Source organism: Psychrobacter sp. UBA6291 (genome assembly GCF_002439405.1).
Lineage (GTDB): Bacteria > Pseudomonadota > Gammaproteobacteria > Pseudomonadales > Moraxellaceae > Psychrobacter > Psychrobacter faecalis.
The window spans coordinates 102,324-116,214 of sequence record NZ_DJUD01000041.1 but is presented as its reverse complement, the minus strand read 5'-3'; the positions used below and the strand labels follow the sequence as shown (position 1 = coordinate 116,214).

At 43.7% G+C, this 13,891-nt stretch carries 11 protein-coding genes; 5 read left to right on the top strand and 6 right to left on the bottom strand.

Features of this window, described 5'->3' with window-relative positions:
- The first annotated feature begins 151 nt into the window (after positions 1 to 151).
- Positions 152 to 2,359: an exodeoxyribonuclease V subunit alpha gene (recD, locus tag B3R91_RS06980; protein WP_286796961.1), complete on the top strand. Its 2,208-nt coding sequence runs from the start codon at positions 152 to 154 to the stop codon at positions 2,357 to 2,359.
- A 99-nt stretch (positions 2,360 to 2,458) separates the two neighbouring features.
- Here the strand turns inward: recD and B3R91_RS06975 are convergent, their stop codons facing one another.
- Together B3R91_RS06975 and B3R91_RS06970 are read right to left on the bottom strand one after the other, a co-directional pair.
- Positions 2,459 to 3,022, bottom strand: coding sequence for a hypoxanthine-guanine phosphoribosyltransferase (locus tag B3R91_RS06975; RefSeq protein WP_068404752.1), 564 nt, complete (start codon positions 3,020 to 3,022; stop codon positions 2,459 to 2,461).
- 102 nt (positions 3,023 to 3,124) lie between these two features.
- Entirely contained in the window at positions 3,125 to 3,793 is a 669-nt protein-coding gene (locus B3R91_RS06970; RefSeq protein ID WP_286796960.1) for a hypothetical protein, read from the bottom strand.
- Positions 3,794 to 4,139: 346 nt separating this feature from the next.
- On the opposite strand from B3R91_RS06970, the gene B3R91_RS06965 reads away from it, so the two are divergent.
- From B3R91_RS06965 to B3R91_RS06955, 3 genes are all read left to right on the top strand, one after another.
- Positions 4,140 to 5,819: a carbon starvation CstA family protein gene (locus tag B3R91_RS06965; protein WP_068404748.1), complete on the top strand. Its 1,680-nt coding sequence runs from the start codon at positions 4,140 to 4,142 to the stop codon at positions 5,817 to 5,819.
- A 140-nt stretch (positions 5,820 to 5,959) separates the two neighbouring features.
- Positions 5,960 to 6,274 (top strand): cory-CC-star protein, encoded by a 315-nt coding sequence (locus tag B3R91_RS06960; RefSeq protein ID WP_068404746.1) that lies wholly within the window; start codon positions 5,960 to 5,962, stop codon positions 6,272 to 6,274.
- 68 nt (positions 6,275 to 6,342) lie between these two features.
- Entirely contained in the window at positions 6,343 to 7,386 is a 1,044-nt protein-coding gene (locus B3R91_RS06955; protein ID WP_286796959.1) for an ArsA family ATPase, read from the top strand.
- Positions 7,387 to 7,439: 53 nt separating this feature from the next.
- On the opposite strand, the gene B3R91_RS06950 is transcribed toward B3R91_RS06955, so the two are convergent.
- Both B3R91_RS06950 and B3R91_RS06945 read right to left on the bottom strand, forming a co-directional pair.
- On the bottom strand, positions 7,440 to 9,125 hold the full coding sequence (locus B3R91_RS06950; protein WP_286796958.1) for a DUF3482 domain-containing protein: 1,686 nt from the start codon (positions 9,123 to 9,125) through the stop codon (positions 7,440 to 7,442).
- Between the two features lie 55 nt (positions 9,126 to 9,180).
- Positions 9,181 to 10,578: a DUF2868 domain-containing protein gene (locus tag B3R91_RS06945; RefSeq protein ID WP_286796957.1), complete on the bottom strand. Its 1,398-nt coding sequence runs from the start codon at positions 10,576 to 10,578 to the stop codon at positions 9,181 to 9,183.
- 236 nt (positions 10,579 to 10,814) lie between these two features.
- Here B3R91_RS06945 and B3R91_RS06940 point away from each other — a divergent pair, with 236 nt between their 5' ends.
- A complete protein-coding gene (locus B3R91_RS06940; protein ID WP_286796956.1) occupies positions 10,815 to 11,570 on the top strand; it encodes an SDR family oxidoreductase in 756 nt (251 codons plus the stop codon).
- 68 nt (positions 11,571 to 11,638) lie between these two features.
- Here B3R91_RS06940 and B3R91_RS06935 read toward each other — a convergent pair whose 3' ends face one another.
- Both B3R91_RS06935 and B3R91_RS06930 read right to left on the bottom strand, forming a co-directional pair.
- Positions 11,639 to 13,156, bottom strand: coding sequence for a bifunctional 2-methylcitrate dehydratase/aconitate hydratase (locus B3R91_RS06935; RefSeq protein ID WP_286796955.1), 1,518 nt, complete (start codon positions 13,154 to 13,156; stop codon positions 11,639 to 11,641).
- 139 nt (positions 13,157 to 13,295) lie between these two features.
- Positions 13,296 to 13,886, bottom strand: coding sequence for a GNAT family N-acetyltransferase (locus B3R91_RS06930; protein ID WP_068404734.1), 591 nt, complete (start codon positions 13,884 to 13,886; stop codon positions 13,296 to 13,298).
- Positions 13,887 to 13,891 lie beyond the last annotated feature (5 nt).

The window sequence follows — 13,891 nt, the reverse complement described above, 5'->3', positions numbered from 1 at the left end:
TCAAACCTATCTAATAGTCAATGTTGGCTAGGTTTGAGTAAGATTTTTGGAACGGTACACAAAATGAATGCAATTACGAATTTGATGCAACAAATTACTGTAGCGATTAATCCTATAAGTATAGAGAAAAACAGACCATGAGTAATAATTTATGAATAATAATAAGAGCAGCGCTGCTATTAGCTTACAAGAAAGCTGGGCCAGCAACATCAGTGATTATATTTTGCTGCGCCGTCAGCAAACGCATTTAGCGTATAACGTGACCGATGCCAAGCTTAATACTGGTAGTGAAAAAATAGACAGAACACCAGACAGCGGTTTATTTGCAGCCTTATTTACTATGTTAGCCGCGCATTTAGAAGAGGGGCATACTGTACTCACCATTCAGGAAACTGAGCACGAAGTACCGCTCAGCGGTCATATCAATGACGAAGTGGTGACACTATATGCTTGGCAACAGCAGCTGTTAGAGATGCTAGCGATGCCGCTTATTGCCTTGAATGACACTCAAATAGAGGTTCAGTCAGAGGTGGATATTACGGCTGAGGTATCAATATTCGTACTGCTAGAGAACTTGTTTGCTAAGCAAGACCAGCTATGGGCGCAGCTGGCACTCAGTAATCATGAAAAAGAGATCTTGGTTAAAAGGCTTGATACAGTAGCGGCACTCTACCAATTATTGAAAAATAGTAACTTAACGTTTTTTTCTAAGTTAATCGATGAGCACACTTTGTTCGCTGACGTTAATGCTAATACAAACCAGAATGAAAATATAAATAGCCTAAGCAAAAATAATCAACCTATCGTTTATCAGCTTGTAAATAACAAAAAGGCTGATAAACAAAACGCAGCAATCACTTTTTGGTTACACAGAGCTTGGCAAGCAGAATTTAACTTAGCCGCGCGCATCAACACTATTTTAGACCATCAGGTAACACCGCTAGAGATAGCAATACCCGAAAACCTACACGAAAATCAGATAAAGGCAATTAATGTCGCCAATAACAACGCCTTTAGCATTATTACTGGTGGACCAGGTACGGGGAAGACCTACACCGTTGCTCAGCTAGTGATTGCACTGCAACAGGCAACAGAGAGTAGGGCAGATGCGTCTAAAAGCATTAGATTTAGCACTGACAGTGCCAGCTTGGCATTAGCAGCACCAACTGGTAAAGCGGCACAGCGTATGCAAGAGTCTTTGCAAGCCGCGTTAGGCACCGCGAATGTCGAACTACAATTACAAGAAGCCAAAACCATTCATCGCTTGCTAGGTATCGGACGTACTGGCAGACCGCGTTATGATGCTAATAATCCACTGGGCGAGGATATTATTATCGTCGATGAGGCGTCGATGCTAGGGGTGGAGCTGGCGAACTATCTTGTGAGTGCGGTAAAGCCTGGCGCAAGGCTGATACTATTAGGAGATGCGAACCAATTGGCAGCTGTAGATGCAGGGGCGGTACTGGCTGACTTGTGCCGCATTCCGCGGTTAGAGCCTATCCATGCAGAGCTAACAGAGAGTCGTCGATTTACATCAGATTCGGGTATTGGTAAGCTTGCTTATCAAATCAATAAGGCAAAGACAGATACTCATACTATTTGGCAGCTGTTAAAGCATGATAAGGTACTGAGTTTTCAATATGTGAATAACATTAACCCCTTACAAACAGAAGCTTCTCTACATAATAAAATAAAAAATAGCCTAAGTAAAAATAAAAATACCTCAAACCTCACATCAAACTACCACACTTACATAAACAAAATAAAAACGCTGATGATAAATCCGATAGAAAAATCCGTGCCAGAATCAGTTAAAGATACCATTGCTTCATTAATGGAAACCTTTAATCAGTTCAGGGTGTTAACTGCTGGCCATAATGGCGAGTGGGGCGACCATTATATTAATAAATACTTTACTCAATGGCACCTTACTGAGCTTAAGCTACCACTGGGTCAAAACACATGGTTTCATGGTCGTCCCGTTATGGTCCTTCAAAACAATTATGAGCTAGGATTATTTAATGGCGATATTGGGTTTTGTTTGCAAACTGGTAATGAGCGTAGTCGACTCGAAGTGTTTTTTGAAAACAAGAAGCAGGGGATAGCCGTCAATCTTCTCAATGAAGAGGTGATCGCCACAGCCTATGCGATGACTATTCACAAATCGCAAGGGTCTGAGTTTGATCATGTGGCCATTACTTTTGATAATAGTCATGCAAGATTGCTGAGTAAAGAACTTATTTATACCGCTGTGACCCGTGCCAAAAAACAGGTAACCATATATAGTACGAAATCCGCTTTGGAAAAGGCCGTCCAAACACCCACTGAGCGCCATACGGGTTTGGCATTGCAATTTTAATTGCCACTGACTACAATCAAAGCAATAAGCAATAAAAAAGCATCCAGTCGGATGCTTTTTTATTATGCGATACATTCAAAACACTCAACCAAAGAATGACTAGATTTTGTCTTCTTTAATAGCGTAGATACCAGGCAGATGACGCAAGTAACCATGGAAATCCATGCCACAGCCATAGACATAACGATCTGCAACGTTGATACCAACAAAATCAACATCAAAGTCTGCAACTTTGCGATCATGCTCTTTATTGAGTAATACGCAACATTCAATCGATAAGGGTTTTTCTTTACCTAATTCTTCAACAATGGCTTTTAAAGTAATACCTTCGTCAAAAATATCATCGATTAATAAAACGTGTTCGCCTTCGATACTTACGTCAGGCTTAAATTTCCAATCAAGCTCATTGGTACCCGCATTATCACGATAGCGTGATGCATGGATATAATGCATGCGATGGTAAAAGGTTAGATGAGTCAATAGTTGACCGGCTGGGATAAGTCCGCCGTTCATAACGACCATCACGATTGGATTTAAACCGGCATAATGTAGATTGAGCTGGGCGGCCAAGCGCTCATAAGCAGCGGCTACTTCGATACTGCTGATCAGGCACTCTGAGTTGCGCAGGGTTTTTTCAATTTCTTGGTTGTTAATTTGGGTCATGAGTTGCGCCTTTGATAAAAGTGCCGCCTATTTTAGCAAATTTTAGCAAATTTGCCCAACACTACCGTTTTAATAAAAACATAATAGTTGCTAATACAACCGCTATTTAGGCTTTTTTACGATAAATGGGCGATAATAATTGGCCAAACGATTCAATGATGCATCAGGTAGATCAGGCAATAATTTATTTAGTGCCATGGTCATTCCTTTATCGATAGCTGCTTTGGCAACTGGCACAGATTTGCGCTTAATCATGCCAAGCTTCAACGTTTCCGCATAGCGACTAATGAAATGCGTTAACGTTTCTTCATTCATCGTTTCAAGTGCCGTTTTAAACGTTTTCATATCTACGTGTTCAGGAGTAACCGCTGCAAAACCAGCATCAATGATTTTGGCGTCAGCATCTGACAATTTAAAACCGATACGCTTTTCACCTTCGTTATCGATAAAGGTCGCTTTATCACGTAAAAAATTAAAACTCGGCAACACTTCTTCGTTATTCTCTTTACCCAATAAAATATTAAGCAGCGTGTCAGTTGCTTTTTCGACCGTACCGACCACTTTACGCATGGCGGCTTGGCGCTCAGGATTTGGAATAATATCTACCAGTCCAACCAATAATTTATCGGTGAGGTCACGCGCCGTTTGGTGGGTTAAGGCATCACGATAGGGGTAGTAATCTGTTTCTACGTTTGATTCAACGATTTGCTCTGCCTCAATAATCAGCGCTTTTAATTCATCTGACGGTATAAATCCAAAATAATGGGCCATTCTAACTCCTGTATTTATCGTTTTTAATGTTTCACCAACGTTACAATTACTGCCAAATGAGTTACTATTTAAGGCATAGAATGCTAAGTCACACAAGAAGTAAAGACTCACCATACTTCATGGCTAATTGGTCAAGCGTTTTGACCTTAAAATACTATGCTTTATTAGCCAGTAATCACAAGAAGATATGCTGTTATCTCATTGATAGCTGTTTTCTTAGCAACTGTTTCTTGAAGAACAGTGAGCCGAGTCTTTCACTGCTCACTAATCTAGCATATTTTTAAGATTTTGATTTAAAAAGCTTGAACTTGTAAGGCTATCTAATATTTGTCTAGGGAGAGATAAGATGAATAGTGCTATTGTACTGTTGGTTGGTGTGGCCGCAATGCTTTGCGGTTATCTGTTTTACTCAAAATTTATCGCCACTAAGATTTTGGCCTTGGATGACAGTCGTCCCACGCCAGCCCATACGATGAAAGATGGGGTAGATTATATCCCCACCAATAAATATGTATTGTGGGGGCATCATTTTACCTCGGTTGCAGGGGCGGCGCCGATTATCGGTCCTGCAATTGCGGTTATTTGGGGCTGGGTGCCGGCCATTATTTGGGTGGTTTTAGGGACCATTTTTATGGCAGGAGTCCATGATATGTCAGCCATTTGGGCCAGTATGCGCAATAAGGGTCAGTCTATTGGCTCGATTGCTGGTACCGTCATGGGCACACGTGTACGTAGCTTAATGATGGTAGTTATTTTCTTATTATTATTAATGGTAAACGCAGTATTTGGCGTCGCTATTGCCAATATGATGATTAAGACCCCATCTTCTGTGTTACCTGTCTGGGGCGCATTGGTCGTGGCCTTCATCATCGGTCAATGTATCTATCGCTATAAGATGAATCTGGTTTGGGTATCCATTATTGGCGTTGTCGCTCTATATGGACTTATTTATCTTGGCCCTATGTTCCCAGTCGTGTTACCAGAGACTTTTATGGGGCTACCGGATAACGCCGTATGGATTATTATCTTATTCGCCTATGCGGCGATTGCCTCATTATTACCAGTATGGATGCTGCTGCAACCGCGCGATTATATTAATGGGTTACAATTATTTGTTGGTTTGATTTTATTGTATGCAGCCGTATTTATTGCGACACCAAACATTGTCGCGCCAGCGATTAATCATGATTTACCCATCGGCACGCCGTCATTAATGCCATTGTTATTCGTCACTATTGCTTGCGGCGCTATCTCAGGATTCCATGGTTTGGTGGCGACCGGAACGACTTCTAAACAGATTGATAAAGAAGGCGATGTACGTTTTGTTGGTTATTTTGGCGCTATGGGTGAAGGTATGCTCGCACTGGGCGCCATTCTTGCGGCCACCGCAGGTTTTGCGACACTCGGTGATTGGCAAGCGGTTTATCAAAAATTTGGCGACGGCTCTATCGGTGCTTTTATTGATGGTGGTGCGACCATCTTAAATGCAGGTGTTGGTATCGATATGGTGCTTTCTCAAACAATGCTCACTGTTATGGCAGCATTATTCGCTGGCACCACGATGGATACGGGTGTCCGCTTACAACGTTATATATTCCAAGAGTTTGGTGAGTTTTATAACATTCCAGTGCTAAGTAAAAGTGTCGTGGCTACTTTCCTTGCCGTCGGTAGCTGTCTATTATTAGCATTTGGCGCCGGTGGTATTGATGGTGCAGGTGGCATGATTATTTGGCCACTATTTGGTACCACCAATCAGCTCATGGCAGCATTAACCCTTATGATTGTCACGGTTATTTTATTACGTAAAGGCAGAGCGGTTTGGTACACCTTAGCACCTTTGTCATTTTTGCTAGTTATGACCATTTTTGCCTTATTGATTCAGCTAAAAACCTTTTTTACCGAGGGCAATTGGCTGCTGATTATTATGGACATTATTATTTTGATCGCAACGATTCTAGTAACGTTCGAGAGTCTATCTGTGCTGCGTAAAGAATGGACATTGCATAAAGGTAAAACGGATTCGTAATTGAGATTAAACCTTATCATTTTTACTTTTATCAAAAAAACGCTAGTAGCAATTGCTGGCGTTTTTTGTATGAGGTAGGCATCATAGAGAATAGAGAGAGGCATGATAGGTAATAAGAAATAAGCAGAGGTGAATAAATCATGGAAGATAACCCGATACCAAAACAAATAGAAAGCCCGTCAAACCAAGTAAAAAACGAAACACCATGGTGGCAACGTTTTGCGGCAGGACTCAATGAGTTTTATCATGCGCCTTATCGCCAGACGATGGCACGCGCGGCACGTGATGAAGAAGACTTCTTTATGCTGCTGATGTTTGCAGAGAGCTTAGGCATTGATAATCCTGCTAGCTTTTATACCTTGGAGTTGCAGCCGTTATTTTTGGAAAATTTCCATGAATGGCATACGCGCATGGGGTTGGATAAATGCCCCTTTGACCACGTTGGTTGTTGTTAAGTCAACTGCTAGTTAGATTTATAAGAAAAAATGATAAAAAATGAATGAATTAAAATTGAGATAAAAATATGGCATTACACCCTCTACACGGATTAGTAGATCAACTATCGACCCAGCCTATTATCTTTATTGGCGGCAAGGGCGGTGTCGGTAAAACCACGACGGCTGCGGCACTTGCCAGCTATTATGCTAGCCAGCAAAAAAAGACCTTGATTGTCTCAACCGACCCAGCGCATAGCCTCGGTGATGTGTTAAATGTACGGCTCAATAATGAAAAAACTGCCATCACGCCGCATCTTGATGCCATTGAGCTCAACCCCGATGTCATCGTCGATGCGCATTTTGCTCAAGTTGAATCCACCATTAAATCTTATGCCAACCCAGATATGATGCCCAAAATCCGTGAGCATCTAAAGCTATCAAAGTCTGCACCTGGCGCACAAGAAGCAGCCATGCTTGAATCTATGTGTCAGCATTTAATCACGGCTGCATATGCTGACTCTGATAAAAGGTATGAACATATCATATTTGATACCGCGCCCACTGGGCATACGTTGCGCTTACTCGTATTGCCAGAGATGATGGGCGCATGGACAGATGGGCTGCTAGCACAGCAGCGGCGACAGGCAAAATTACGCTCAGTCGCAAACCATTTAGACAGCCACAATCAAAAGAGCAGTCAAAAAGACATCAATAAAAAAGATGTGCCAAATCCGTTTGCCCAAAAAAAGCCCGACCGCTGGGAGCAAGCGGTAGCCGTACTAGAAAAACGTAAACAGCTGTTTCGACAAGCAGGGATATTGCTTCATGACCGTAGCCAAACAGCGATTGTATTGGTGATGACTGCCGATGTGCTACCACTGGCAGAAACCAAACGCGCTATCGAACAGTTGGAAGAAAGTAAACTCACACCAGCCGCGATAGTTATCAATCAGCTGATAGTACCCACGCAGTCAGATGAATTTTGGCTTCTTCGTGCCAAGCGGCAACAGCACTTGCTGCAGGATATTGAAAACAGTTTCTCCAAGTATCCACTGTATCCAATCTACTTGCAGCAAACAGACATACGCGGTACTGAAGCATTAAGTATGCTGTTACGCCCACCATCTTAAAGATCGCTTGAAAGCCATATGTTTGAAAAATAAAAGAAAGCGACGGTTAACACTTAACGCTCAGGCTTATATAACTGTAATTTACTTGCCAGCGACCACGCCATATCTGCACGTAGTAGCTGAGCCTGTTCAGATTTACCGCTACTAAGTGATGACCATTGCGGTTTGCCGCGAGCTTTTTTAAGCTCACTGGGTAATTTATGTGGCGGCCACGGCGTCACGACACTTTCTTCATTATCGTTACTTAGGTTGTCGTTATTTGAGATATCAGCATCGTTTTTTGCGCCGCTATATATCAGTTGGGTGGCATCGGTTGCTGCATGACCACGATGACGCAGTGCGGTGAGCAAATCTATCGCTCGCGTGGCGAGTAAGGTTAGGGTGGCAGGGTCGATATATAAGCGCTTTACGCCAGTGATTTTATCAGCGATGCTACTGGTATTCGATAATAGCCCGCCTGCGATACCGCCAATGGCAGCGCCCAAACCTAATGTGGTGCCGAGTGCCGCCGCATCAATGCCCAATCCTAATAATGCGCCCGCTGCTGCACCAGATGTCGTACGAATACCATAGCTTTTTAGCAACTCAGGGTCAAAAGGGTCTTGCTGATAGGCTTGTAACTCAAGTGGCGTTGCTGCCACGGCGTTATCATAAAATTTATATAAGTTAAGCAGGCTGTTCTGCATTGCCCGTTCACTCTGCCTGACCGCTTCTTGCATTTGCGCAAGTACGGGCATTGGATCATCATCTTCACTAATTTCACGCACAAAGGAGGCAACATTTAATAAAAAATCGGCAATGATGATATTGGCCTCCTCATAGAGCTGCGCCCAGTTTTCTGTACGGCGTGCCATGAGTTGCTCAAGCATCTCAGAGTGAGTGAGCATGGTGGCAAGATTTTGCCATAAGCGCATCTCATCCTTAAACTCAAAAGCCACGGAATCAAAACGCGTTGAGATGTGCAAGTTACGTCTTGCGAGCATCGTCTGCCATGCGTCGATATTGGCATCTTGACTGTCAGTAAAGTTAAATACCGGCATAACAGGTATTGCAGCCCACGATAAAATAGCCAGCTCATCTTTATACTTACCGAGTACCGGCTCACGCGCATCGACAACATAGATGGCCATATCACTTGCCAGCAGCTGCCGAATCACTTTGGCTTCTTGGCTGTAGTCCTCATTGCTACCATTGCTAGTTAGCGCATCGCCGCCTTGGGCGATGTCGGCTGCTAAAAACTGCTGCAAGCGCTCAATACCGTCGCGGCGACTGGCAGTGTTGTCCTCTAGCCAATCCATTAACCCTGAAGCATCTTCTAAACCCGGTGTGTCATAAAGAACCACCAATACTTCGCCCGTTTGGCTGTCGGTCAATTTTGCTTGCTCTACATGCCGAGTGGTTGCTGCTTCGTTTTTCACTTCCCCAAAATAAACATCGCGTAGTAACGTGCGCAATAGTGACGTTTTACCGGTATTGGTATGACCAACGACTGCTAATTTGAGCGCTTCGCCACTGGCAATGGTTTTTTTAGAGGCATTGTTATTAAAGGCAGTATTAACCGATAGCGCTTGCTCATCTGACGCTGGTTTATCCAACGATAGCTCTGTATCAGCATTCATATTTTCATTTCTCAAATCAGCTTCTGAGTCGCGTACGGGCTCATAGGCTTTATCGGCGAACAGGCCGACAGGTTTGGCATTATCTTTATGGTTTTTTTGATTATTATTGTCATTATTCATAATAGAATCTTATTATTAATATTATTGAGTATTGATATAACAGGACGTAGCCAAGCTAAACCAAGCCAATTTTTCGAGCGGCAAGGGCGGTTTGCCATTGCTGATAACGAACGTCCTGATTTTCTGAGCTTGGGTTTTCTGGGCTTTGCTCTTGCTCGTGGGTGTTAACACTGCTGGCATCACTGAGCAGCTGTACAATAAGGCCGTCTGTGGCATGTTCGGCAATACGATCAAGTTTACGCAGTGTACCTCGGTCAGGTAAAGCCTTGCTATGAATACCTAATAATACTTGAACCGGATGACTGTCTAAGTAAGTCGTTAAGCGCTCCATATCATCACGGTCGTCAACAATACCGAAATTCTCGACATTGTTAATGTTACTATTACTATGGCTACTTATGTCGGCATTCAGTCCTGATTGCCACCAATGATCCTGCTGTGATGGGTATTCAAGTAGAGCAACCAGTTTTTTACCAGTACTGACTGTCGCTTTTGGCGCGACAGGAGCGGGCGCTGCCTTAAAATCATCTTCATCGACCACATGACGCTGCCAAAAGTTCAGAATCTTTTGATAATATGGCTGCTTGATATCCAAACGCATCTTTTTACGGCGGAACATCAAGGCGCAAAATGTCCAAGCAATCGCCCTTGGTACAATGCCGTACATCAGCAAGCTACCGACCAATAAGCCTGCCCATTGCCGCGCCATCGATAAGGGCATGGCATCCGTCACCAAACGACTCTGCACGATAGCAGCACTGTCCGGCACGGTAAATCCAACTTTGCTTGGTAACCAGCCGAGTATTTGAGTCAAAGTGATCAGCGCCTGATCAGAGAGTAATGTCGACTCCCAACTAAAGCTATACTGGCGCACAATCAACAAAAATATGATCGCAAGCAGCATACCAGTCAAGGTAGCGAGCCATAATTGATGGCTAAAGCGTCCTAAATACCAGCGCATACCGCTATGTTGTAATTGACGCTCGTACAAATCAACCGCCGCTTTGGTGACATCGTCCTTACCGCGTATCAGATAACTTGGACTCACAAAACTGGCAAACCAATTTGACGACTGCTTACCTTGATTAATCAAAGTCATAACTAGCCAGCCTAAGAGCATGATGGTATGAAACCCAAGCAGACAAACCAGCACATAAAAGAAGTTCACCACATTGGTCTGCAGCAAGGTAAACAGCCCCAAAAACCCCGAAATGCACCATAGCACACTCATAACCAGCATAATACCTTTGATGCGCCCATCAATTTTACCAAGCACACGTGCCAGCGCACCGTTACTATCGATACGCGAGGCGCGGCGATGCAACTTTTGAATGGGCTTCCCATCCTCGCCTTGCAGCTTTTCTGTGATAAGTAGCGGGTCAGTGGCAAAGACATGCTGCTGCGTCTCAAGCGTTCGTACGAGCTCAGTCAATTGGTCTTGGGGCGATAGCATAGGGCGATGACATCCGTATAAAGGCGTTGGTTAAATTTAAAAGGTTAAGATTAAAGGTTAACGGTATTTAGACATCTCAATTGATAGATGTCGAGTATTTACCCGTCAGTGATTATTGTAGCCTATATAGAATAGCGATAACTTCTATTATTCTTAGCGTTTTAGCATAGTAAATGTAAAGTAAATACGCCAAAATGAATGCAAGAATGCATATATATGATAATAAGGAGTGCTTTGTGAATCAAAAAAACTATTTAATCATTGGCGCTAGCGGTGGTATCGGCAAAGCGATGGTTAAACAGCTGATAGAGATGAGTGCTAATAATAAAAGCAGTGGAAAAATATTTGCCACTTATCATACAAATCAGCCTAATTTTGCGGCCGATAATTTGTATTGGTTACCGATGGATGTCAGCGATGAGAAAAGTATCGAGCAAGCCATTGCTGATATTAAGCAGCAAACTACTCATATTGGTTGGGTGATTAATTGTGTGGGTCTATTGCATACGCCGCATAATCAACCAGAAAAAGCGCTACGACAATTGGAGACGGACTTCTTTTTACAGAATATGCAGATTAACGCCTTAGCCAGCCTGCTGATTGCCAAGCATATCAAGCCACTACTGGCTAAAGCCGAGCGCAATGCGGATAAGCCGGCGATTTTTGCGACCATATCGGCTCGGGTTGGTAGTATTAGCGACAATCAGCTTGGCGGTTGGTACAGCTACCGTATGAGTAAAGCGGCACTAAATATGGGTATAAAAAATTTGAGCATTGAATGGAGTCGCTCGCTAAAGGATGTCTGCGTGGTCGTCATGCAGCCAGGCACCGTTGATACCCAGTTATCATCGCCTTTTCAAGGCAATGTGGCTGACGAAAAACTGTTCTCGCCAGCTTATAGTGCTCAGCGTTTACTAGAAGTGCTTGATAGCATGACTGCCGCCCAATCTGGCAGTTTTGTCGATTGGGCAGGTGAGTCCATTCCTTGGTAAAAATTGGTAAAAATACAATTCATAAAAACAAAAACGCACTGAATTATTATTATTGATACGCTTTAACATTAATTAGCGACAAATAAATCCATAAACGCATTAACCGGGGTTTGCTCTAAGCGCTTTTGATCATCACATAGCGCAAAAATATCCGCACAGCGACTGTCAATAAAGCGCGTTGCCAAGCTTGCTCGAAACTTTGCTTTGAGTACTGGGATGCCTTCAGCCCGGCGGCGCTTATGACCAATAGGATATTCGACAGCGACTTTATCGGTACTGCTGCCATCTTTAAAGAATATTTGAATGGCATTAGCAATCGAGCGTTTGCTTGGGTCGTGATAATCTTTTGAATAATTGGGATCTTCGACGACCACCATCTTACGGCGCAGCCCATCAATCAAGATATGGTGCTGCTCGTGGTAATCATCTTCATAGTTCTCTGCCATCAAGTCACCCGTCAATAAAGGCACGGCAACCATATATTGCAAACAATGATCACGATCGGCAGGATTAGCAAGTGCGCCTTCTTTGGAGATAATTCGAATGGCTGAATCATGCGTGGTCAGGACGATTTTTTCAATCTCATCAATCCTATCATCAACCATAGGATGCAAGATAACCGCGGCTTCACAAGCGGTCTGGGCATGAAATTCGGCAGGGAAGCTTATCTTAAATAAGATATTTTCCATCACATAGCTACCAAACTCGCGCTGAAAGGTAAAACGGCGCTCGTTTTCAGGTTTGAGTGCTAAATCCTTATTGGTATGGCTGAACAACACATCATAAAAGCCCCATTGCGGCGCGGTTAATGCGCCCGGAATGCCCATTTCGCCGCGGCGGGTGATATCGACCAAGCGTACCGCACGACTGGTGGCATCACCTGCCGCCCATGACTTACGGCTACCAGCGTTTGGTGCATGACGATAGGTGCGCAGCGCTTGACCATCGACAATCGCTTGCGAGATGGCCGCCATGATGCGTTCGCGTGGTAATTTATAGAGTTTAGCAACCACTGCTGTTGAGGCGAGTTTGACGAGGAACACATGGTCTAGACCCACGCGGTTAAATGAATTGTCTAAAGCAAGCACGCCTTGAATCTCATGCGCCATAATCATCGCTTCTAAAACGTCGCGCATGGTGAGTGGTGCTTTATTTTGGCTGACGTTTTGCTGACTGATATAGTCCGCTACTGCTAAAATTCCGCCTAAGTTGTCCGAAGGATGGCCCCATTCGGCCGCAAGCCACGTATCATTATAATCAAGCCAGCGCACCATACAGCCAATATCAAAAGCGGCTTTAATGGGGTCGAGTCTATGAGGCGTACCAGGGACGCGCGCCCCGTTAGGAGTGATTTGATCGGCGCAATCGGGTCCGAGGTGTTTGGTACATTCAGGGAAACGCAGTGCCAGCAGTCCGCAGCCTAGGGTGTCCATCAGACAGTGGCGAGCAGTATTCCAAGCATCGGCACTATTGGGCGAGTCGTTATCGATAGAGTAATTGAGCACATAGTCGGCGATTTTTTGAATTTCATCGTCATACTCTGGACGGATATTGCTTTCTACCGTAGCGTTTTGAGTCGTAGACATAGTCGTTACCTCTTCCTTGAGTCCAATATTTGAGCGATTGATAAGCGACATGATTTATCAATCAGTGATGCATCAAAAATAACATACTCAATATCGAACAACAGTGAAGTCGTGTAAGACTGTTTAATGGTTTAATGGTTTAAACCATGAGATAAACCAAACCGATAATAAATAAAAGCGCCAGTATTAGTAGCAAAAAACTGAGAATACTACTCACCATCCCTGAGCTTTGTTTTTTCACTTTCACTTTTTTAATGACAGGTAAAACCATGATGACATGCTCGATACCGTCCTCAAGATAGCGTTCACCTTCAACAATAAATCCAAGTGATTCGTAAAAGTTTAGCAAATAAGTCTGGGCGGAGATGATGATGGTTTTTTTACCATACTTTTTGCGGCAGTATTTGATGGCTTCAAGCATCATTTGACGGGCAACGCCATAGCCGCGATGCTCTGCTAACACTAAAACCCTGCCAATCGCCGGTATCGGATCTGATGGATTAACCGAGGATCTTTTTTGATTAAATTGCGGCGGAATGATGCGGCAATAGCCAATCAAGGCTTCATTTTGATGGGCGACCAGATGCAGACAATCAAAATCGACCTCGTCCATATCTTGATACGGACAGTTTTGCTCGACCACAAATACTTGTGAGCGGGCTTTTAAAATATGGTAAACATCAACGGTGGTCAGCTCATCAAAGGTTTTTATAGAGAATTCACAGGTCATAGTCA

What these genes read in the sequence shown, in the direction of transcription:
- recD (WP_286796961.1), top strand. Translation starts at nt 152, where the DNA reads ATGAATAATAATAAGAGCAGCGCTGCTATTAGCTTACAAGAAAGCTGG.
- B3R91_RS06975 (WP_068404752.1), bottom strand. Translation starts at nt 3,022, where the DNA reads ATGACCCAAATTAACAACCAAGAAATTGAAAAAACCCTGCGCAACTCA.
- B3R91_RS06970 (WP_286796960.1), bottom strand. Translation starts at nt 3,793, where the DNA reads ATGGCCCATTATTTTGGATTTATACCGTCAGATGAATTAAAAGCGCTG.
- B3R91_RS06965 (WP_068404748.1), top strand. Translation starts at nt 4,140, where the DNA reads ATGAATAGTGCTATTGTACTGTTGGTTGGTGTGGCCGCAATGCTTTGC.
- B3R91_RS06960 (WP_068404746.1), top strand. Translation starts at nt 5,960, where the DNA reads ATGGAAGATAACCCGATACCAAAACAAATAGAAAGCCCGTCAAACCAA.
- B3R91_RS06955 (WP_286796959.1), top strand. Translation starts at nt 6,343, where the DNA reads ATGGCATTACACCCTCTACACGGATTAGTAGATCAACTATCGACCCAG.
- B3R91_RS06950 (WP_286796958.1), bottom strand. Translation starts at nt 9,125, where the DNA reads ATGAATAATGACAATAATAATCAAAAAAACCATAAAGATAATGCCAAA.
- B3R91_RS06945 (WP_286796957.1), bottom strand. Translation starts at nt 10,578, where the DNA reads ATGCTATCGCCCCAAGACCAATTGACTGAGCTCGTACGAACGCTTGAG.
- B3R91_RS06935 (WP_286796955.1), bottom strand. Translation starts at nt 13,156, where the DNA reads ATGTCTACGACTCAAAACGCTACGGTAGAAAGCAATATCCGTCCAGAG.
- B3R91_RS06930 (WP_068404734.1), bottom strand. Translation starts at nt 13,886, where the DNA reads ATGACCTGTGAATTCTCTATAAAAACCTTTGATGAGCTGACCACCGTT.